The sequence below is a fragment of the Pediococcus cellicola genome (genome assembly GCF_001438655.1).
In the GTDB taxonomy this organism is placed as follows: domain Bacteria; phylum Bacillota; class Bacilli; order Lactobacillales; family Lactobacillaceae; genus Pediococcus; species Pediococcus cellicola.
In genome coordinates, this window is sequence record NZ_JQBR01000002.1 from 44,670 (window position 1) to 64,849 (window position 20,180).

General features: G+C 40.5%; 21 protein-coding genes, 1 pseudogene and 1 other annotated feature. Of the genes and pseudogenes, 9 read left to right on the plus strand and 13 right to left on the minus strand.

All coding sequences use genetic code 11. The annotated features are described in order from the left end of the window. Positions 1-10: 10 nt before the first annotated feature. Both IV80_RS02065 and IV80_RS02070 read right to left on the minus strand, forming a co-directional pair. Entirely contained in the window at positions 11-298 is a 288-nt protein-coding gene (locus IV80_RS02065) for a DUF1905 domain-containing protein (RefSeq protein ID WP_057748797.1), read from the minus strand. A gap of 24 nt (positions 299-322) precedes the next feature. Further along, positions 323-760: a hypothetical protein gene (locus IV80_RS02070; protein ID WP_057748800.1), complete on the minus strand. Its 438-nt coding sequence runs from the start codon at positions 758-760 to the stop codon at positions 323-325. Between the two features lie 291 nt (positions 761-1,051). Here IV80_RS02070 and IV80_RS10170 point away from each other — a divergent pair. Then, a pseudogene (locus tag IV80_RS10170) lies at positions 1,052-1,656 on the plus strand (HAD family hydrolase). 80 nt (positions 1,657-1,736) lie between these two features. On the opposite strand, the gene IV80_RS02080 reads toward IV80_RS10170, so the two are convergent. Continuing rightward, positions 1,737-2,264, minus strand: a complete 528-nt coding sequence (locus IV80_RS02080; RefSeq protein WP_057748803.1) for a dihydrofolate reductase family protein — start codon at positions 2,262-2,264, stop codon at positions 1,737-1,739. A 157-nt stretch (positions 2,265-2,421) separates the two neighbouring features. On the opposite strand from IV80_RS02080, the gene IV80_RS02085 reads away from it, so the two are divergent. Then, on the plus strand, positions 2,422-2,817 hold the full coding sequence (locus tag IV80_RS02085; RefSeq protein WP_057748805.1) for a hypothetical protein: 396 nt from the start codon (positions 2,422-2,424) through the stop codon (positions 2,815-2,817). A gap of 211 nt (positions 2,818-3,028) precedes the next feature. Here the strand turns inward: IV80_RS02085 and IV80_RS02090 are convergent, their stop codons facing one another. The 3 genes from IV80_RS02090 to IV80_RS02095 form a co-directional block, all read right to left on the minus strand. Next, positions 3,029-3,379: a hypothetical protein gene (locus IV80_RS02090; RefSeq protein WP_057748808.1), complete on the minus strand. Its 351-nt coding sequence runs from the start codon at positions 3,377-3,379 to the stop codon at positions 3,029-3,031. A 24-nt stretch (positions 3,380-3,403) separates the two neighbouring features. Continuing rightward, complete coding sequence (locus IV80_RS10220) at positions 3,404-3,526, minus strand: hypothetical protein (RefSeq protein ID WP_261763745.1); 123 nt, start codon at positions 3,524-3,526, stop codon at positions 3,404-3,406. Positions 3,527-3,805: 279 nt separating this feature from the next. Continuing rightward, on the minus strand, positions 3,806-5,044 hold the full coding sequence (locus IV80_RS02095) for an MFS transporter (protein WP_057748812.1): 1,239 nt from the start codon (positions 5,042-5,044) through the stop codon (positions 3,806-3,808). Between the two features lie 99 nt (positions 5,045-5,143). Between IV80_RS02095 and IV80_RS02100 the strand changes: the two genes are divergently transcribed. After that, positions 5,144-6,031 (plus strand): helix-turn-helix domain-containing protein, encoded by an 888-nt coding sequence (locus IV80_RS02100; protein WP_057748815.1) that lies wholly within the window; start codon positions 5,144-5,146, stop codon positions 6,029-6,031. A gap of 116 nt (positions 6,032-6,147) precedes the next feature. Here the strand turns inward: IV80_RS02100 and IV80_RS02105 are convergent, their stop codons facing one another. After that, positions 6,148-6,903: an SDR family oxidoreductase gene (locus tag IV80_RS02105; protein WP_057748816.1), complete on the minus strand. Its 756-nt coding sequence runs from the start codon at positions 6,901-6,903 to the stop codon at positions 6,148-6,150. Continuing rightward, positions 6,904-7,431, minus strand: coding sequence for a DapH/DapD/GlmU-related protein (locus IV80_RS02110; RefSeq protein WP_057748819.1), 528 nt, complete (start codon positions 7,429-7,431; stop codon positions 6,904-6,906). It lies immediately after the preceding gene. A 108-nt stretch (positions 7,432-7,539) separates the two neighbouring features. On the opposite strand from IV80_RS02110, the gene IV80_RS02115 reads away from it, so the two are divergent. Beyond that, positions 7,540-8,427 (plus strand): LysR family transcriptional regulator, encoded by an 888-nt coding sequence (locus tag IV80_RS02115; protein ID WP_057748823.1) that lies wholly within the window; start codon positions 7,540-7,542, stop codon positions 8,425-8,427. Positions 8,428-8,461: 34 nt separating this feature from the next. On the opposite strand, the gene rsgA is transcribed toward IV80_RS02115, so the two are convergent. Further along, positions 8,462-9,535, minus strand: a complete 1,074-nt coding sequence (gene rsgA / locus IV80_RS02120) for a ribosome small subunit-dependent GTPase A (protein ID WP_057748826.1) — start codon at positions 9,533-9,535, stop codon at positions 8,462-8,464. 306 nt (positions 9,536-9,841) lie between these two features. Here rsgA and IV80_RS02125 point away from each other — a divergent pair, with 306 nt between their 5' ends. After that, a complete protein-coding gene (locus IV80_RS02125; protein ID WP_057748829.1) occupies positions 9,842-11,167 on the plus strand; it encodes a dihydrolipoyl dehydrogenase family protein in 1,326 nt (441 codons plus the stop codon). A 93-nt stretch (positions 11,168-11,260) separates the two neighbouring features. Next, positions 11,261-11,308 (plus strand) — a sequence feature (sodium ion sensor (DUF1646 type); this cis-regulatory element may regulate processes involved in with the transportation of sodium ions). A gap of 66 nt (positions 11,309-11,374) precedes the next feature. Next, on the plus strand, positions 11,375-12,517 hold the full coding sequence (locus tag IV80_RS02130; protein WP_057748832.1) for a cation:proton antiporter: 1,143 nt from the start codon (positions 11,375-11,377) through the stop codon (positions 12,515-12,517). 382 nt (positions 12,518-12,899) lie between these two features. Here IV80_RS02130 and IV80_RS02135 read toward each other — a convergent pair whose 3' ends face one another. Beyond that, a complete protein-coding gene (locus IV80_RS02135) occupies positions 12,900-15,437 on the minus strand; it encodes a M1 family metallopeptidase (protein WP_057748834.1) in 2,538 nt (845 codons plus the stop codon). A gap of 186 nt (positions 15,438-15,623) precedes the next feature. Between IV80_RS02135 and IV80_RS02140 the strand changes: the two genes are divergently transcribed. Together IV80_RS02140 and IV80_RS02145 are read left to right on the plus strand one after the other, a co-directional pair. Then, positions 15,624-16,061 (plus strand): DUF3290 domain-containing protein, encoded by a 438-nt coding sequence (locus IV80_RS02140; RefSeq protein ID WP_057748837.1) that lies wholly within the window; start codon positions 15,624-15,626, stop codon positions 16,059-16,061. Between the two features lies 1 nt (position 16,062). Further along, positions 16,063-16,707 (plus strand): DUF421 domain-containing protein, encoded by a 645-nt coding sequence (locus IV80_RS02145; RefSeq protein ID WP_057748840.1) that lies wholly within the window; start codon positions 16,063-16,065, stop codon positions 16,705-16,707. A gap of 172 nt (positions 16,708-16,879) precedes the next feature. Here IV80_RS02145 and IV80_RS02150 read toward each other — a convergent pair whose 3' ends face one another. From IV80_RS02150 to IV80_RS02160, 3 genes are all read right to left on the minus strand, one after another. After that, positions 16,880-18,067, minus strand: a complete 1,188-nt coding sequence (locus tag IV80_RS02150; protein WP_057748843.1) for an acetate/propionate family kinase — start codon at positions 18,065-18,067, stop codon at positions 16,880-16,882. 246 nt (positions 18,068-18,313) lie between these two features. Then, positions 18,314-18,721: an arsenate reductase (thioredoxin) gene (gene arsC, locus IV80_RS02155; protein WP_057748846.1), complete on the minus strand. Its 408-nt coding sequence runs from the start codon at positions 18,719-18,721 to the stop codon at positions 18,314-18,316. A gap of 155 nt (positions 18,722-18,876) precedes the next feature. After that, the gene (locus tag IV80_RS02160) at positions 18,877-19,431 is read right to left on the minus strand and encodes a Crp/Fnr family transcriptional regulator (RefSeq protein WP_236699559.1); all 555 of its coding nucleotides are present in this window, start codon (positions 19,429-19,431) and stop codon (positions 18,877-18,879) included. A 101-nt stretch (positions 19,432-19,532) separates the two neighbouring features. Here IV80_RS02160 and IV80_RS02165 point away from each other — a divergent pair, with 101 nt between their 5' ends. Beyond that, positions 19,533-20,126 (plus strand): NAD(P)H-dependent oxidoreductase, encoded by a 594-nt coding sequence (locus IV80_RS02165; protein ID WP_057748848.1) that lies wholly within the window; start codon positions 19,533-19,535, stop codon positions 20,124-20,126. Positions 20,127-20,180 lie beyond the last annotated feature (54 nt).

Here is a 20,180-nt window from a genome sequence, read left to right on the forward strand (position 1 = left end):
CAGCGACCACTTATTGCACTCGAAGCGTCACATAAACCCAATCGCCAATCTTTTTATTAACTTTTTGGCGAATATCTTTGCGAATCCCCAAAATGTAGCAGACGTTTCCTTCTTTATCTTTGACGCCCATGTTGACAACACTACCATCATAAGGTTCCCCGTCAAAGGTGGCATGTACCCTTATTCTACCTTTATCGAAAAGCTCACGAATATCATACGGAAAAATAACATACGCACCTCCTTTTCCCACTTCCGAAGGCTGAATTTGCACGTTAAACTCAAAAATTTTAGGTACCATTTTGTTTTCTTCCCCTTAAATTTTTTAATTTACATTACTTAAAGCGATTTGACCGTCACTCAGACTCACTTCTTTAATTTGAGTACGCTGAGATATCGCCATCTTCGTCAATTTATCCACTTGATCAGTTAAGGATGCAATATAGCGGTGACCACTTTGACTAGTCAAACTATTTGCTACATAATTATTTGCCGCTTGCTTGTCTAATTGGTCAAACACGTTGAGTACGTCTGCCGGTAAGTCACTCGTTTCAGTCTTTTTTGTAAGTTTTTCATGGGTCTTTAGTGAGCCATTTCCGATTTGAACCAGTTTGTGGGTATTCACAAACAAATAAATGTAACTGCCATCGCTGCCGGCCTGTGTCGTCGCTTTAGGCATTGCGTATTCTTGACTTAGTGTTTGCGTTTGGGCATAAGTAAATGAGGCAAAAGGCGATGAACTATTGGGTCCAATTGAAGTCAATGTAGCCTTAGGACGCGAACAAACTAATTTTCGTGTATCATCACTTAAGGACTATCTTAACTTAGTAACTGGGCTCTGTTGTGACCCACAAGCACTTAAAACTGCAGTGTCACCTTTTTAGAATTTACCTTGTTTAAGACCACAAACAGTGATTGCTTAATCCTTGGCGACTGCTTAAAATTAAACCAGCTTGTGATTCTAGATTTTTTCAAAATTGAACTTTATTAGGAGGACACGATACAGTTGTTTAATCACAAAAAAGCCGTCTTCTTTGATCTGGACGGATTATTAGTGGATACTGAGAAACTTTATTTTGAAACCCGGCGTGATGTCTTAGCTAAATACGGGTTTACCTTTAGTAAAACCGATCACATGACCTACATTGCAAAAGGATTTCCTGTCACCATTCAAAAGTTAACGAAGTTGGTCGGTGACGCCATTTTAGGAAACCAAATTTTTAATGAAGCCATGGTGCTTTATCAACAGCGGTTAAAAAAAGGGGACGTGCAAGTCAAATCCGGCGCAGTTGAATTGCTCACTTTCTTAAATCGAACGCACACAAGATGCTATGCGACATCTTCGACCGCAAAGACCACCCTTCTTCAAACCGTGGAAACAATCGGAGTGCAAATTTCTTTACCGATTTCATTAGTGGCGATGAAGTGAAACACAACAAACCAGCGCCGGATATTTACTTGTACGCCCTTCAGCAAGCACAAATCACCCCAAAACAGGCCGTGGTTTTTGAAGATGCAACTACGGGCTTGTTGGCAGCAACAGGCGCCGGTATCGACACAGTTCTTGTACCAGACTGGGTAACACCCGAACCCAGCATGCGTCAAAAGGCCACTCTTGTTTTATCCGATCTTGCAAAAGCAATTCCGCTATTTCAATGAACAAGACGTAAACCACGCCAAAGAGCTAAGACCTTATTTTGATCTTAGCTTTTTTACTGGCGGCTTGCAGTTACGTACTATCAGCGATTTTTTCTTTTCAAATGAAGTTCTGCTAACTGGTCGTAGTGCGTCACGTCAATCAACTCTAATCGGCGTTCGTAATCACCTTCTGGAAATAAACGAATCCCTTTTCCTAATAATACCGGCGCAATTTGAATCCACCATTCATCAATCAGATCCTCAGCCACTAAATCGGTGACAATCTGCCCACCACCCACAATCCAAATGTTGCCTCCAGATTGCGCTTGTAAGTGGCGTACTAAGTCCACTGGTGACTGGTTCATATAAGTGGCATCCCTTGTTTGCCCTTCTCGCGTTCTAGAAAGCACATAATTCGTTTTGTCGGGAAACAAAAGCTCATCGCCCATCGTATTTTTTGTCACCTCATAAGTTTTTCGCCCCATAATAGTCGTATCAACCTGCTTAAAAAAATGATCCGAATTAGCTTTGTCTCCGCCCGCAGTGTCAAATAACCATTGTAAATCATGCTGTGGAGTTGCTAAATATCCATCTAACGAAATTGCACCATAAAATTGAACTTGTCGCATTATGCATCCCTCCGATTTGTGGTTGTGATGCTTTTATTTTAAAGGATATCAACCGCATTTTCACTTTTAGTGTTCAACCAGTTGTAGATAGTTTTCCTTCTGTTTAACAAAGCATTCGTATTCACCACGTATATAACTTTATTAGGGAGTTTTAACTATGCAAAGACCGAGCTGGCGGCTGAAACGTCATGGCGACAAACATGCTGTTTGGACAAATGAACACTTAGAAAGGCATCTTACTATATCTGTTAAAAACAGAGAATATATTTATCCAGTAATTATTACGCCTAAAGCATCTGAACCACACGCTTTTACAGTTAAAATTCTAGATATTGATGGCATGACGGAAGGAAATAGTGTCAGCGATCCCTTAGACATGGCCATTGTTTTTGTTGGTGCGTATAGTTTCAATAACGAATTACCACCCTCAAATACCAACCTACCTGATCGGAAAAATAATCAAATCATTTCACTCATCCAAGTTCATCCTGACAAATATAAACGTAAACATGATAATAAGGTTATAAAAAATATCTATATCAAAATTATCTAAATGAATTAGGAAAAGAACAACATATTAGCTTTTCTGAAGCCTCGCAGGGTCACCCAAAAAAACTAAATGTCTAGATCAATAAAAAGACCAGTAAGTTTTTCACAACTTACTGGTCTTCTTGTATTTATTTTAATTCTGTTATGGGACTATACGTGGTTAAAACAATCAACAACATTATAATCACAAGAATCATCTAGCTCATACTTTCTTCCTATATAACCTGCCAATAAAACAAAAAGCCGTAAAGGATTAAAGAAAGTGCAACGCCAATCAGCCAGATTGAGGCCTCATTAAATACCAGATGCCGTGACTGTTTTAAAAAGTTTCCGGTTTTCATGAAAACGTTTAGTCGTTGTGGCACATTGGGATTACCTGCCTGAACAGGCGGCAACTGATCCTTACTTTCCAAATTGCCAAGCCCGATCATTAACCCAAATATGAGCAACAAAACACCGCCAATAATTAATGCAGATTGCAAAGTGTCATGCGAAACTGAATAATACAAATAAACATAACCAATCACCAGAATAATCGGTACAATAATTCTAATTACTTTTTTCATCGGAAAGCCTTCTATCTTCTCAAATTATTTGAAATGACGAAAAATTTTAAAAATAAAATAACCAATCATGCAAATCATTAAAATAAGCACGACGGTCACGACATAAAACCACGGACCACCTAAATAAAGCGACTCACCAGTTATCATTCGACCATCTCCTCATTTGTCTGTATGCCTGCCAGTCGTTTAAATTCACGAATTTGTTTACTGTCTTTCAACTGTACAAACACTTCTTCTTCATGCCCCAATACTATCAACACAGGCATTCCACCCTGATAAAAAGTTAAGTCTTCAGGAACTCTTTACTTCTCATTTTTCTTTTAGCTTTTACCATTTATTATGTTTGGCCTTAACGGCTTGGCAAAAACAAAGCATTAATCCCAAAATAAATACAAGCATCACTCAACAAATTCATTTTAGGTAATTCTAATCCTTTATCTGCAGCTTGGCTATTTTTTGATGTGCCCACAATGCCCAAACAAATGAAACCGTTATCAGTATTAATGCAAATACACAAGCAAATGTGCTATCAACTAAATTATATAGCAAAACAATTCCCACACTACCGACTGGTGATGCCACAGTCACAATGGTACTTATGGTTCCAAAAACAGTTCCCGTTAGATGGGGATCAATTTGCGGCATCATTGTTGCAAACATTTTAGGATCCAGCTTGCCACTCATAAAAGCCACCGCAAACATGCTAACTAAAATTGGTATTAGTTTAGGGTATAAAAGCAAGGTGCTGTAGGCAATAACTGGTGCTCCTAAAGTGACTAACAATAATTGAAATAAGTCTAAATGATCAATCCACGTATCCTTAGTAATGCTCCCTAAAACACTTCCCATCACATAAACAATGTTAATTAGTAAAATGGCAAAGGAATAATCAATGTTTAAAGACGGTGCTAAATCAATAAAAAGTAAATTCAAAATGGCATCCAACCCAACAGATACGCCATTCAAAATCATAATGATTCCTAGATAGCTGACAGCGTCCATACCTGTCGTTTTAATCATAACTTTGCGAATTACTTGCCAAACGCCTTCGGTCACAGGCTGGGGTGCCACTTTTTTGGTAGACAAAACGGCATGATACCCCATCGTCAAACATACTGCTGATAAAATAAAAGTCACTGCATTAATAACTCCTGCTAAGGCATAATTATGAGTTTGTGAAATAATAATAACACCAAGAGTCTGACCAATTGGCTCCATAATGGTGCCTACACTGGTATTAATGCCCATAACTTGTTGCCTATCTTCTCCCATGATTCGGTCCTGAATGACAATTGTTAACAAGTTACCAGCATAATTGCCGATAATATCTGAAAACAAATTAATGACAACGATGATGTAAAAAATAAAAACTGTTCGTTGATTAATGATTTGAGCAAGTACCAAATATAAGCCTGCCTGAATTAACTTGGTACCAACTAACCAGTTAGTCTTCTTACTCGTCTGATCAGCTACTCGCCCAGTAACACCGCCAAACACAGCTGGTACAACCGTAACAATTGACACGACTGACACAAACCAATGCGGATTCGGAAAACTTTTGGCATAGGTCAATAAAATAATATTAAAAATACTTACTCCTAACGTTGCAAAGAAATTAGCACTGGCAATAGTTTGTAACGTATGATTCTTCAAAATTTTTGGCATATTTTTTCCTCCTAATTAAACATTGAGTTCATCCTATCAGGCATTCACGTGGTAAACTTAATGGACATGTTGCAAATATGCCACATTGGAGGAATTGAAATGGAAAAAATTGGCTGCACAATACATAGAATTCGCATTGAAAAAGGGCTAACTCAAAAGGAAGTGTATGGCAAAATAGTTTCGCGTTCCTTCGCATCACGCTTTGAAAAAGGGGCAAACGATATTGGCGCTAGTAAATTATTTTTAATTCTAGATAATTTGGCAATTTCGGCTGACGAATTACGCTATATTCAACAGAACTATCAACCTTCACCTTTAGAACAGGCTTTGCTCACCGTCATGAAAGCTTATGCTGCTCAAAATTTTCCGGCTATTTCACAGTGGATTCAGGAACATTCACATAGTCCGCATGCATACGACAAATTAGTGTCCAGTTATGCAAGTATTTTATTGCTTGCTTATGATCACAGTTCCATTGGCATCACGACAACGACGCGTCCAATCTATTTGCATCTTCAACAGGCAAAAATGTGGACTATTCAGGAACTAAAACTTGTTAATATCTTGGTTCCAATTGTAGCCACCACAAAGGGATTATCTGCATTACATCCCCTTACGGAACGTATGGCAGCTAACTGTCTTCATTACCAGACAAAATGGGGTGACCCGTTTAACGTGTTAAATAACCTTGTTGAATTTTATGGTACTCTCCTACAAACCTATTTAAATTTTCACGACTATCAAGCTGCTCGACAACTCAAATCTAAAATCACGGCACTTGATTCCCACAACTTGAATTGGGATGGCCGTTTGGCTCAACAATTCTGGATCGGCATTTGGGAACTTTACTTTGGTGATTGGACGCTTGGCAATGAACTACTTGACGAAGTGACGGCTCTTGAAAAAAGACATAAACCACGCATCGACAATACCTTATTTGCCATTCGAAAGTTGCGCACGCAAGCTGCGAAAACTTATCGACAATAAATTAAATAAGTAAACCTAACAAAAAAGCAATCAAGAAATTTGTTATAAAATCTTGATTGCTTCTTTATTTAAAATGACTAGCACCGGTGATACTATTTTAGACCGACTTTCTTATCTTAAACTTCTTGTGCCGTTGGTCGGATCAGCATGTCTGAAATGGCGACGTGTTTAGGTTGAGCCACTACATAAGCCACAGCGTTGGCAATATCTTCTGGATCCAAGGTATTCATCCGCCGCTGTTCCGAAGTACTATTTTTAAAGACCTTATCAATCTCGGCTTGCATCTCTGGATTATCAATCGTTTTATTTAACTCAGTGCCCACTGCACCAGGAGACACAATCGTGGAACGAATGCCATGTAGTCGTTCTTCTTGGCGTAAGCCTTCCATAATGGCACGAACTGCGTACTTGGTGCCATTATAGACAGCCGACTCTGGGTACACCACATGACCGGCCACTGAATCAGTGGTGATAATTAGGCCATCATTTTGTTTTTGCATGATAGGCAGTGCTGCCCCGATGCCATGTAAAACGCCCATAATATTAATTTGGATTTCTTTTTCCCAATTATCATATTTGGCATCAGCAAGCTTTTCACGCGGCATAATGCCCGCGTTGTTATATAACACATCTAATCGGCCATATTTTTTTACCGCTAACTCAATTAAAGCTTGTACATCTTCAGCTTTAGCGACATCCGTTACTTGATAGCTGGCATTCTCACCAATTTCTGCGACTAATTCTTGTAAACGGGCTTCTCTACGGGCACCTAAGATAACTTTGGCACCCTTCTTAGCCAATAATTTGGCAGTTGCGGCCCCAATTCCTGAAGAAGCTCCTGTAATGACAACAACCTTATCTTGAATACTCATTTATATTTCCTCCTTATGATTTTCTAGTATTTTAATGACTTTAGCTGGTACCCCAGCAACGACAGTATTGGCGGCCACATTTTTTGAAACTACTGCGCCAGCCGCAACCACCGCATTTTCCCCAACACTCACGCCGGGTAAGACAACGGCACGTGCCCCAATCCAAGCATTCTTACCAATATGAACTGGTTTTAATGTCACACCACGCCTTTTGTCAACATCGAGGTAATGATTAACCGAAATGAGGTAAGCCCCAGGACCGATCAAGGCATGGTCCGCGATCGTAATTCCGCCCAAGTCAACCATCATGGCCTTACTATTAATAAAAACCTCACGGCCAATTTTAAGATTACGACCATAATCCGAGTAGAAAGGTAATCTAATCTCCACGGAGTCATCAATGGTTTGCCCTGTGATTTCACCCACTAATTGACGAACTTCGGCTTGTGTATGTTGCCCTGAATTCAAATGTTGAATTAAACGCTGATTTTGATCAATAATTTGATTCTGTAACTTATCTGGAAGCATTTTTTCACCTCATTCCTTAGGATGGTTTCAGTATAAAATGCTTGTCATTATATGTAAAATACCTATAATTAATGTCATAATATAACTAATTGTTATGGAGATGAGTAAATGGATGTTCGTGTTTTACGATACTTTTTAGCAATCGCCCAAGAACGGAGTATTTCACACGCGGCGCAGGTTTTACACGTATCACAGCCTGCTTTGTCCCGACAAATGCATGATTTAGAAACCGAATTAGGGACCAAATTATTTGATCGTGGCCCACGTGAAACCAAACTCACACAAGATGGTCATTATTTGCGAGAACGAGTCAACGAAATTGTTACCTTGGTCGACAAAACCGCGTTTAACTTACAATCCAACCAAGTTATTATCAGTGGTCGCCTAGATATTGGAGCCGGTGAGAGTGTGGGGATGCAACGCATTATGGACGTGATCAGCCATATTTTAAAGGATTACCCAGAGGTCCATATTCGGCTACATAGTGGTGATTCTGAAGATGTGGCAGCCAAATTGGATGCTGGCGTTTTGGATTTTGGCGTAATCATGGGTGAGCAACCTTTACAACAGTACAATACGTTGCGCTTACCGGAAGTCGATCATTGGGGTGTCGTGATGCCTGTCCACGCTCAGTTAGCCGCTCAAGCTGTTATTCATCCTGCTGATTTATTGGGTCAGCCGCTTATCATCTCCGAACAAGCACTCATGCAATCGCGGTTCTTAGATTGGTGGGGAAACCTTGGTGAACAGATGAACATCGTTGGCACATATAATCTGATCTTCAACGCTGCCTTGCTGGCGAAAAACGGAAGTGGTTATACCCTAGCTTTTGAGCATTTAATTGACACCAGCAAAAATTCTAAGTTAACTTTCCGACGGCTGGCTCCCGAAGTAACTGATCCCATCACTATTATATGGAAGAAAAATCAAACGCTATCCAACGTGGCTCAGTTATTTCTCCACCGTCTGCAAGCAACCATCAAACGACCAAATTAAATAGGCTAGGAAATTTCCCAGCCTATTTGATCATTTAACGTCGATGTTTACGTCGTTCCTTGATCACTGCTTTCATTTGCTTTTTACTTCCAAACATGCGAGCCAACTTAGCGTCCTCACGAGCCTTGCCATGCAACGCTTGATTCGTCGTAGCTTCTTCACTTAACTGCCGATAGCCTTCAAGTCGTTTCTGACTCAAATGGCCTGCTTGAATGGCAGCTTGCACCGCACACCCAGGTTCACTAGTATGCGTACAATCATTGAATTTACACATTCTAGCAAGATCTTCAATATCAGCAAAGGTGGTTTTGAAATCACCATTCAAAACTGAAAGCTCCCGCATCCCTGGCGTATCAATAACCAAACCGCCATTCGGTAACTGCAATAAGTCGCGGCTCGTAGTGGTATGGCGGCCGTGTGCATCACTTTCGCGCACTGCCTGCGTTTGGCCAACTTGTTCACCCATTAACTGATTAATCAATGTGGTCTTCCCCACACCAGATGACCCAATAAAGGCCACGGTCTCGCTAGGCCGCACGTATGGTACTATACTGTGCCAAGTGTCATTTGTCACCGAACAAGTCACAACTTGGGCCCCCGCTGCCATCTGTGTGACCTGCGTAACTTGTTGGGTCAACTGATTCGTGAGATCTGCCTTGGTCAAGACCACTACTGGCGTTGCCCCACTATCCCAGGCCACTACCAAATAGCGCGCCAACCGATTCAAATTATAATTCTCATCTAACGCCATACATATAAAAACGGTATCGACATTAGTAGCCACAATTTGGGCTGCGCTTTTTCGTCCCGCCGCTTTTCGTAGAAACAAACTGTGACGTGGTAATAGGCGCTCAATAATCGCCATGTCGGCACTTGCTGTATTTTCGCGCAGTAATACCCAATCGCCCACCGCGGGATAATCCTGCGCCTCAATCGCTAAATTAGCTAAGCGACCGGAAAAGACAGCTTGCCTCTCATCGGCAGCTGTTTTTACTTTATACATGGTATGATTTTGACCAACGACCCGCCCCATAATTAGCCCTCGTGGATAGGTTTGATCTGCTAAATTTGTTGGTAATCCCCAAGCTTTTAATTGTTTATTTTGCAATGAATCTGATGCCTCCGTAAAATTTCATCCTGGAGGTTTAGATAAGTCTAGGCTATCCGTACCTCCGCCATCTGACTACCTTTAATTACAATTGCCATAAAACTTCATCTCATTTCTTTTTTAGTAGCCCCATTATAGCATAGGCTGCTTTTTATTTGGCGCACAAGAACTTTAAAAGCGTCCAATATAGCTTTACTTATTTCTAAATTTTGTTTTTTAAATGCCAAATTCAAGCGTTTCTTTTGCTCACCAGCTAGTTAAGTGTTAATTTAAGACTAAATGTAAGCGGTTAAGGAGCTGATAAGAATGTATGATGTGTTATTTATTGGGAGTGGTCAAGGTGCTTGGAATGGTGCCATTCCAATGAGTCAAGCCGGTTTAAAAGTAGCAGTTGTTGAAGAAGGTTTATTTGGTGGTGTTTGCACCAATCGAGGCTGTAATGCCAAAATTACTTTAGATAAGCCCGTTGAATTAGTTCGGACCATCGAGCAACTACAAGGTCGTGGATTCGACAGTGTGCCTAAAATTAACTGGCCAGACTTAATGGCTCATAAACACGAGGTAATTGGAAAACTCGCCGAAAGTAACAAACAAAAGTTAATTGACGGTGGCGTCAAAGTCATTATCGGTCACGCAAATTTAGTAGATTCACAGACCGTTCAAGTTGGTGATACCACCTATCAAGCAAAAAAAATTGTGTTAGCCCTGGGGCAGCATCCCCATCGTTTAGCTATCCCTGGAAAAGAATTTTTGCATGATAGTACAGATTTTCTATCAATCACGAAAATGCCAAAACGTCTGACCATTATTGGGGCCGGTTATGTCGGTATGGAATTTGCTTCTATTGCCAACGCTGCGGGAGCATCCGTCAATGTTGTCTTAGATAGTCATCAACCTCTACGTGATTTTTATCAACCTTACGTCAAACGCTTGGTCGAAAGCTTACGACAACGTGGCGTTAAATTTTTCTATGATCAACAACTCACAAGTGTTACACGTGACGATGCCGATCTGATCTTACATGGTCCGGATCAATTTGAACTTGCAAGTGAGTACATCATTGACGCAAGTGGTCGGTTACCAAATCTTGAGGGTACTGGACTTGAGAACTTAGGCATCGCTACCACCAAGCATGGCATTACGGTGGATGATCATCTGCAAACAAATGTCCCCGGAGTCTATGCAACTGGTGACGTGCTTGACAAGACCGAACCTAAAATCACGCCAACTGCTATTTTTGAATCACAATATTTGGCGCAGTTATTTACGGGCCAAACCACAAATGCGATTCAATACCCAAGCGTTGCGACTACTGTCTTTTCTTCCCCGCGGATTTCTCAAGTGGGCATCAATCCTGATGTGGCGGCAAACTTTCCAGATAAATATACAGTTGCACATTTTGAATATGGGGATGATTGGTTCAAACAGGTTCAAAACGAAATCGATGCAGCCTTAACCCTCGTTTTTGATAAGAAACACATTCTCGTCGGGGCAGTTGAATACAGTAATGAAGCAGTAGATGCCATCAACGGATTATTAGATATCATTGAATTGCGTTTAACACACGATCAGGTGCAACGCTTTATCTATACCTTCCCAAGTATTCAACACAGTTACTTTCGTAAAATTTAACAGGCTAGCTGCTTGGGGTCAGAACAAACTAATTTCATGACAGGTCTTATGAATTATGATAAGCTTATGAAGATAATTAAAATAGTTTCAATCGGTTGGGCGCAAGCTTCAAGGTTTTTCCTTTCTCAGGGGTGTGAGAAAGACTTGAAGTTTAGCGCTCATTTTTTATACTCATGAAACTTTAAAATCTATTTTTGAGGTGAAAGCATGCAGGAAATTGCAGAACTTTGTTTAATTCTAGTGGCCACGACGATTGCGGGTCACTATAGCGCCCGGTTAGGGATGCCAGCCGTGGTGGGTCAGCTACTAATCGGGATTTTAATTGGTCCCGCTATTTTGGGCTGGATTAAGGGAGACGAATTCACCCACCTATTTTCAGAGATTGGCGTCATTATTTTGATGTTCACCGCAGGTATGGAAAGTGATCTTCAGTTATTAAAAAAATATTTGCGTCCCAGCACTTTAGTTGCCCTATTGGGTGTCATCCTGCCAGTTGGCGTAATATATGGACTAAGCTTACTTTTCCATCTTCCACAAGCAGAAAGTATCTTTATTGGGGTGATCTTTGCTGCTACCTCCGTGTCCATTTCGGTTGCCGTCTTAAAGGAATTAGGCGGCCTGCATGGTAAGGCCGGGGCCACAATTTTGGGAGCTGCCGTTGTGGATGATGTCCTAGCCGTTGTTATTCTCAGCGTTATGGTGAGTTTAATGGGGACATCGCCCTCTGCCACTGGAAATTTATGGCTTACATTCATGTATCAACTCTTCTTTTTTGTCGGCATTTACTTTGTGGTTAAATTTATAGCTCCAATTCTCACTAGCGTTGGCAAACGGCTGTTTGTCGTCGGTGGCCCCACCCTCATCGCTGTTATTTTATGTTTGAGTATGGCACTACTAGCCGATGCCATTGGCTTAAGTTCTGTAGTGGGTGCCTTTTTCGCTGGAATTGCGATCTCACAAACCGCCGTCAAACATGAAGTAGAAGCCAATATTGAACCAATCGGTTATGCCTTTTTCATTCCCGTTTTCTTCGTTAGCATTGGTCTATCGCTATCGTTTGCGGGATTCATGAAAAACTTTATTTTTATCGTTTTACTGACAGTTCTTGCCACTTTCACAAAGTTATTAGGTGCTGGATTGGGTGCCAAGCTTTCACAATTCAGCTTAAAAGATTCCTATATTGTCGGGGCCGGAATGGTATCGCGTGGCGAAATGGCGTTGATCATTGCGCAAATTGGGTACAGCGCACACCTCATTTCTTCAACTTACTACTCCGCCATTATCACTGCCATCGTCTTAACAACCTTACTGGCACCCTTGCTGTTGAAACATGCGTATCGTTTAAAATAAAAGCACTGCATAATCTTACAAAAAACGCATTTTGAAATAATTCCGCCATGGTTATCAGATGAAATCGTATAAATCATCTGATAATATGGCGGGATTATCACTGACAGTCAATTAACTACGCTTAGTCAGCTTCACAAAACTAATGCCTGCTTGCCGACTATACGCTGCTTTTCTCTATTAACACGTTTCTAAAGCTTTAAGAATTTGCATTTAATCTTAAAATTAACTATATTTTCCTCAAAAAAATTCTCGGTACTTTTATCTGGAATCCTTGAAAATAACACACAATAGCTAATTAAAAAGGTCCGTCATAACGAGAACTGTGAGTGATTTACATTTTCGTTATGGCGGACCTTTTACGCTATTTAGTTTTAAATCTAACTTACTTATTTAAAGAATTAGCCACCGCTTCATGAACAGCATCTTTTTCAGCTTCAATCAAGTCGACACGACTCTCAATCACTTTAGTGTCCATTTTAATTTCACGGGTCAAACCTGGTGTGTTTAATTTAGGTTCAAAGAAAGCTTTGAATTCTGCAAGCCGTTGTGGCGTGTGGAAAATACCTGCCGTAACTGTGATATAGGTTGTAAATTCCATATCACCACCAACAGTATCTTCTAACCATTGCCAGTCATTACGGATCCAATCCCAAGCTGCCTGTTGACCCTTGTCATTGGCCAACAAGCCGCGGAACCAAGCCCGCAGATCTTGTGGCTTAATGGTCTCAGCATCTTCAAACTTCGCAACTAATTTTTGAATCAAGTCGGGATCTGGTGTGCTCGTCAAAGCAGCGCAAATGTCGGCCTTATAACTCGCATCTGAAGATTGACGATGTGCTGCCAAAAGTTGGTCAAATAAGTCCGCGCTGCCATAATTTTTGACTTCATTCCGTAAAATAAAGACACGGGTGTCTGCTGACAGTGTTTCCAAGTGATCCTTGTTAGCTACAAACAGATCATGAGCAGACTCGATGGCAGTCTCATTTTTAGCATACAACGACGCATTCAAGACATATGGTCGTGTTAACTGGTCATCATTTGATTCTCCTGCTTTGGATGTCCACCCCAAACGTGCCACTTGGTTGTGACTTAAGTGATCAAAGAATGCCTGTAAAGATTTTTCCTCAGCTGAGTCAGGTTCGACAAACTTACGAAGGTTATTGGCCACTTGATAAAGTGCCGCATTTACGACATTAGACTTACTATCTGCAAATTTCACTAATAGTGGAACGACTTCAGCATATGAAATCTGACGTCCTTCAGCTAATAAACGTAAATCTTGTAATAACTGTAATTGTGAAATCGCGTCTAAATCTGTTAAATGTGCAAAAATATCATTCAATAAGGTTTCGTCATATTTCACAATAAAGTGTGAGTTATTCCCAACGTTCAAGCGGAATGGAACGCCATTTGCATCACGTAACTGGCGATAGTCGCCAAGATCAAGAGCTTTGTCAGCCATAATTTGTGGTGCAACTTCGTAGTTAGCACTTAGCGGAATCTGCCATTGACGGCCGACTTCTTGACCTTCACCAATAAAGAATTGTTGTTGGCTTAACTTCAGATGACCATCTTCAATTTTAGCGTTAACAACTGGATAACCAGGCTGCTCCAACCAAGAATTCATGATGGCACCAACATCTAAATCAGAGGCGTCTCCTAAGGCTGCCCAGAGATCTGCACCGGTTGCGTTGGTATATTTATGAGAAGCAAAGTAATTCTTCAAGCCGGCACGCAAGGCATCATCACCCAATAAGGCACGAACCATGACTAACATCCGAGCCCCTTTGGCGTATACAATCGCCCCATCGAATAAAGCATCAATTTCAGCTGGATTATTAACTTGAACGTGTACAGATTGAACACCATCTGTAGCGTCTCGTTGCAGTGCTGCAGCCGCCTCTTCTGTCTGGAACATTTCCCAAATGTGCCAATCAGGTTCAAGCGCATCAACTGCCACGTATTCCATCATATTGGCAAAACTTTCATTTAACCAAAGATCGTCCCACCACTTCATCGTGACCAAATCACCGAACCATTGATGTGCCAATTCGTGGGCAATCACAGTTGCCACCAACTGTTTTGTGTCTAAGGCTGTATTGTCGGGATCAAGGAGCAAGTATGCTTCTCGATAAGTTACCAGTCCCCAGTTTTCCATGGCCCCCGCTGAAAAGTCAGGGAGTGCTAATTGCCAAGAGTGTGGAAGTGGATATGGCGTATGGTAAAAGTCCTCATAAAATTCAATGGAACGTTTGGCAATATCCAACGCAAAATCTAATTCATTGGCTTTATGCGCTTTTGTCCCAAAAACACCAATTTTGACACCACTATTCGTCGTTGTCAGCTTACTTTGTAGCTCACCAAAGGCAAAAGCCACTAAGTAAGTAGACATCCGTACTGTACTTTCAAAGTAGTGAACGCCATTTTCAACTTTCTTTTCAGGCATGTTACTAATGGTCGTTTCGCCTTCATGTTCATCGTACTTGATTGCTAAGTCAAAAGTAGCCTTAGCTTCCGGCTCGTCCACACAAGGGAAAGCCTGGCGGGCAAAATTAGTTTCAAATTGAGTACCGATAATCTGCTTTTTTTCACCATTAACTTCATAGTAGGAAGGATAGATCCCCATCATTGAATCTGTTAACGGTGCCGTATACGTAATGGCTAAAGTAACTTCATCAGCTTCTGGTAATTCAATATGAAGGGCATCTGCCTCATCGTCCACTGTAAATGGAACGTCGACCCCTTCGGCTTGAACCGCACTAACTTTTAAGTACTTTTGGTGAAGCGAAAAGTTGGCGGTTAACGCATCCCCCACAATGGTTGTTTTTCCAGAAATGAGTTTGTTTTTCCGGTCAATATCTAAATAGACATCGTAATGTGCCGGTTGGAAATTTTCGTAAAAGCGTGTTAATTCTGCCATGATGTTCTCCTTATTTCTTTAGAATAATCTCATTATACGACATTTATACGAAAAACGCTTCATAATTTGCAGGGACAGCTTTTGCTAACCACCCAGCTTCCCCAAATGAGGTGCCTGCTGGCTGACTTTTAAAAAAATGCCTTGTGTTATACTAAAATCGCGTTAATTTTTGAAAAGAGGTTTACGATGACATTTTATTCTTATTCACAATTGCTGACTCAAAATAACCGTCTGTTGCTTTGGCGTTACGGCATTTTGGTTGTTCTTTCACTCATTGCGGTGCTCATGCTAATCCTATTTTTACGTCACCGAAACGACGGTAAATATCGTGACTTGCTCATCATATTTGTATTAAGCGCCTGCCTAGTTGGTGGCATCCAGTTTAGTAATTATCAACGTTACCAAACGAGTTTGAACCAAAATGCTCAAATCATCCGTTTCTTACAGACCGTGAGTCGCAAGAAAGACGTTTCTTTAAAGAAGCTCAAGACAAATAAAACGGTGTTAACCGATAAAATGATCTTAAAAATGAATCACCACTACTATCAAGTCAATTTTGATAGCGACTTTTCAAGCTATTATTTACAACGTACCCAGCTTATTGGCGATCAGGAGGTAAAGTAATATGTTTTCATATCTAGATATCGGCTTAAAATTTGCGCTGGGTCTGGTTTGCGTCATCGTTCAGATTAATCTTCTTGGTAAGGGCAATTTGGCGCCAACTAGCGCCGTGGATCAAATCCAAAATTACGTCCTTGGTGGCATTATCGGTGGTATGATCTACAACACAGACATTACGTTGCTTCAATTCTTCTTAATTTTACTGATCTGGACTTTAATTGTATTAATCGTCAAATTTATCAGCAATCACAACCGATTCTTACGTCGCTTCGTTACAGGTGAACCCCACACGATCGTGCAAAACGGCCAAATCTTAGTCAGTGTCGCCACGCGTTTCGGCTTGAGTGCCAGCGAGCTGTCCTTGAAACTGCGTTCGGCTGGCGTCACCGATATTAGTGAAGTTAAACGAGCCGTTTTGGAACAAAATGGTCAAATTACCGTCACCATGCAGGGTGATGATGCCGTAAAGTATCCGTTAATTGTGGATACCGTAATCGACAGCACCATTCTAGAATTAATCAATAAGGATGAATCATGGGTACTGGATAATTTAAAAAAACAACATTATCAGCTAGCAGATGTATACTACGCTGTTTATCGGGGCGGCACCTTAAGTGTGACCCCCTATCCTGATCACGACCAGTCATGACACGACCTCTTTATACAAAAACACGCTTGAATTTGCAGGTTAACTTTCCTGCCGAAATTCAAGCGTGTTTTATTCTTGTTAATCCATAATTTTAAAATAAACTCAGTCGAGCTAAACGTCATTTTCAGACCGCATCTCAAAATTCAGTGGGTTCTTTTTTCTGATTGTCAGCCTACAAAAGGCCATAAACATCACGTGCAATCATTAATTCTTCGTTAGTGGGCACTACCAACGTTTTGACGGTGGCATCCGCAGTACTCATATCAACCTCTTTACCAACAATCTTATTTTTTTCAGGATCAATGCGTGCCCCCACATACCCAAAAGATGCCATAACTTGAGCGCGCATTTCAAAGCTATTCTCACCAACACCACCCGTGAAAACGAGCGCATCTACGCCATTCATTAGTGCCATGTAGCTACCGACAAATTTAACTACCCGATTTGCAAAGATATTTAATGCTAATTGGGCTCTGGGATGAGTTGGCGCAAGCTTCTTTAGTTCACGTTGATCTTCTGAAAGACCAGAAATTCCCAATAATCCTGACCGATCATTTAATATGTCGATCATGTCATCTATGCTTTTTAGATTCAATTTTCGTACTAAATAAGCCACTAGCGACACATCAACTTGACCACTGCGTGTATTCATCACTAATCCGTCTAATGGTGTAAACCCCATCGAAGTATCCACGGATTTTCCTTTATCCACAGCGGTAATGCTGCAACCAGCCCCAAGGTGCATCACAATTAACCGCAACTCTGATAATGGTTTGCCAAGGATCTGGGCCGTGCGTCTTGAAACGTAGCGGACGCTTGTTCCGTGCGCTCCGTATTTACGTGCCCCATATTTTTGGTAGTATTCATAAGGAATCCCATACAAATAATTTTCTGCTGGCATCGTCTGATGAAATGCGGAGTCAAAGACCGCCACATGTGTTGCCCATGGCATTAGTTGCATAAAGCGTTTAATCCCTTTAGCTTCAAGATGATTGTGTAACGGGGCGTATTCACGCAAGTCATCAATTTGTGTTAAGACCTTGTCCGTTATCACAACAGATTGCTTAAACAGTTCACCACCCGCAACCACTCGATGGCCGACCCCAACGATGTCATGCAGATGGGCGACTAACTTTAATCGCTTCAACTCATCCATTAAAAGCAGAATCGCATCTTTAAGACTCAGCGTTTCATCGTAGGAACGGGTCCTTTTTTGATCTCCAAATTTAACGGTAATTTCTGCTTTTGTATTGTCAAAAAAATCCACTAATCCTGACGCGACCTGTTGTTCTTCAGGCATCTCAAACAAGCGCCACTTTAGTGTCGAGCTCCCCAAATTCACGGATAAAATTTTAGCCATATTATCACCTTCGTCGTTCAAATTTCTACCATATTAAGTACATTTACTTAGTATGGTAGGCTTTTTTTGATAAATACGCACGAAGTTAGCTCATTTCATGTAACCGATAACACTTTAAAAATGTCTGCTGCTTTCTCAGTCGGCTAAATCAATCCAATCTCGTCGCAACTGATAACCGGTCTTTTTTTCAATTACGGTGTTTTCATAAACACCACCGTTAACTTCGATAACTTTTCCGCTATCGAACTATTCCTTTTTTAGCTGTTCAATCCGCCGTTCAATTTCATCCCGAACATTTCTAAAGACCTGCATCACTTCAGTCTCGGTTCCCTGCGCTTGGGCAGGATCTGGTAACGGCCAGTGCAATTTTTGAACCGTCGACGGTGTAACCGGGCACCGATCTCGAGCATCGCCACAAAGCGTCACCACTAAATCGCTCGTCTTTAAATACTGTGGATCAATTAATTTTGATTTGTTTTTCGAAATATCGATCTGCTTTTCTGCCATAACTTTAACCGCTCGCGGATTTAAGCCATGGGTCTCAATACCAGCACTGGCTACTCGCCATTGATCACCGAGAATTTCCTTCGCAAACCCTTCTGCCATTTGACTTCGGCAGGAATTACCCGTACATAAAAAATAAATTTGTTTCATTATTAAACACTCCTAATTCATTTTGGAAATCTTTAGGGCGATCGATTGTAACGATTAAATGTAAATTTTGCATATCTGCATCTAACTATCAAGTATTTAGTTACATGAATTTATTCAAATTTTGCCATACAATTACTGATGCTTCAAGCGCAAAATTATATCCGGTGCCGAATTCGACTTAGTGAAACCGGAGAGATACCCAAATATGATGCAATATAATAATCGGGAATCCGTTGATTTAAATCCGGCCTATCAGTTTTGAATTTCTTATATCGTGTTGCTGGATCATCCTCTATTCGTGACAAAAAATAACGCGTATATTCAATAAACCGTTTGGCAAGAATTTGATACGCTAGTGTACTAAATTGCGGTTCTTCTTTTTGTAAGATCTTGAAATTCTTTCTATTAAGAATAAGTAATTCTGAATCCTCCAAACTTTCAATTGAAAAGTTACTAGGCGTTTCTTGTGCAAAGCTTTCAAAAGAGGCGACTGGCTGATTTTCAACAAAAAATTGAAATGTAACATCTTCCCCATCTTTATTATGCAAAAGCCTTAACACACCCTTTTTAATAAAATAGATGTTATTAGATACATCGCCTTCATACAACAAGGTCGTTTTCGATTTAACAGATTTACGCGTCAGCATTTTTGAAAAATCGATTTGACTATCTTTAAGCCACAATAAAGATTCCGAAAAATTATTATGCATATTTTTACCTCTACTTAACTTATGTTAATGAGTTTCAATAAAATTCTCACTATACTATGATTACTAATTAAATTTTTGAAATTAAAAGGAGACACTATTCAATGAAAATAGTTATTATATTTGATCACCCATATACCGCTAATGCTTGGAAAAACATCCCTCATAATCGTTCATTCTTAGCAGCTGTTCTAAAAAAAATCAGTTCCGATTTCACACGCCGTGGAGATGATGTTGATTTAATCGATTTACATGCAGACCATTTTAACCCGATAATGTCTAAAGAGGATTTAGCCGACTGGCGACAAGGAAAATCCTGCAATTCTCAGACTGCTGATTATCAAAAACGGCTGTTAAAGGCAGATCGCATAATCTTTATGTTCCCAATTTGGTGGGAAATCATGCCGGCAATGACAAAAGGCTTCCTAGATAAAGTATATGCTAAAAATATTTTATATACAGCTAATAATATGAAAACAAAATTAGTTACGCAACCAAAAATTGATGTTATAACAACCATGAGCACCCCTAATTGGGCTTATCGTCTTGTTTTTGGTACTCCAATACTAAAAGCTTTGTTTCGGGGCTTTTTTCTAAAAACGCGCTTGACTCATTTTAAATGGCACAATATCGCAAATTTAGATAAAAAAAGTGCTGCTCAAAGAAAAGCTATTTTGGCAAACTTTTCGATAAAATAATGATAACTCGTCCCCTATCCTAACGAAAGATTACCTGGTAATTTCAAAAAGCGT

Excerpts from the sequence above, each read along its gene's own strand:
- IV80_RS02115 (WP_057748823.1), top strand. The coding sequence starts at position 7,540 with ATGGATGTTCGTGTTTTACGATACTTTTTAGCAATCGCCCAAGAACGG.
- IV80_RS02090 (WP_057748808.1), bottom strand. The coding sequence starts at position 3,379 with ATGAAAAAAGTAATTAGAATTATTGTACCGATTATTCTGGTGATTGGT.
- IV80_RS10220 (WP_261763745.1), bottom strand. The coding sequence starts at position 3,526 with ATGATAACTGGTGAGTCGCTTTATTTAGGTGGTCCGTGGTTTTATGTC.
- IV80_RS02140 (WP_057748837.1), top strand. The coding sequence starts at position 15,624 with ATGACATTTTATTCTTATTCACAATTGCTGACTCAAAATAACCGTCTG.
- IV80_RS02085 (WP_057748805.1), top strand. The coding sequence starts at position 2,422 with ATGCAAAGACCGAGCTGGCGGCTGAAACGTCATGGCGACAAACATGCT.
- IV80_RS02165 (WP_057748848.1), top strand. The coding sequence starts at position 19,533 with ATGAAAATAGTTATTATATTTGATCACCCATATACCGCTAATGCTTGG.
- IV80_RS02130 (WP_057748832.1), top strand. The coding sequence starts at position 11,375 with ATGCAGGAAATTGCAGAACTTTGTTTAATTCTAGTGGCCACGACGATT.
- IV80_RS02160 (WP_236699559.1), bottom strand. The coding sequence starts at position 19,431 with ATGCATAATAATTTTTCGGAATCTTTATTGTGGCTTAAAGATAGTCAA.
- IV80_RS02080 (WP_057748803.1), bottom strand. The coding sequence starts at position 2,264 with ATGCGACAAGTTCAATTTTATGGTGCAATTTCGTTAGATGGATATTTA.
- IV80_RS02150 (WP_057748843.1), bottom strand. The coding sequence starts at position 18,067 with ATGGCTAAAATTTTATCCGTGAATTTGGGGAGCTCGACACTAAAGTGG.
- IV80_RS02100 (WP_057748815.1), top strand. The coding sequence starts at position 5,144 with ATGGAAAAAATTGGCTGCACAATACATAGAATTCGCATTGAAAAAGGG.
- IV80_RS02145 (WP_057748840.1), top strand. The coding sequence starts at position 16,063 with ATGTTTTCATATCTAGATATCGGCTTAAAATTTGCGCTGGGTCTGGTT.
- arsC (WP_057748846.1), bottom strand. The coding sequence starts at position 18,721 with ATGAAACAAATTTATTTTTTATGTACGGGTAATTCCTGCCGAAGTCAA.
- IV80_RS02105 (WP_057748816.1), bottom strand. The coding sequence starts at position 6,903 with ATGAGTATTCAAGATAAGGTTGTTGTCATTACAGGAGCTTCTTCAGGA.
- IV80_RS02110 (WP_057748819.1), bottom strand. The coding sequence starts at position 7,431 with ATGCTTCCAGATAAGTTACAGAATCAAATTATTGATCAAAATCAGCGT.
- IV80_RS02065 (WP_057748797.1), bottom strand. The coding sequence starts at position 298 with ATGGTACCTAAAATTTTTGAGTTTAACGTGCAAATTCAGCCTTCGGAA.
- IV80_RS02125 (WP_057748829.1), top strand. The coding sequence starts at position 9,842 with ATGTATGATGTGTTATTTATTGGGAGTGGTCAAGGTGCTTGGAATGGT.
- IV80_RS02095 (WP_057748812.1), bottom strand. The coding sequence starts at position 5,044 with ATGCCAAAAATTTTGAAGAATCATACGTTACAAACTATTGCCAGTGCT.
- IV80_RS02135 (WP_057748834.1), bottom strand. The coding sequence starts at position 15,437 with ATGGCAGAATTAACACGCTTTTACGAAAATTTCCAACCGGCACATTAC.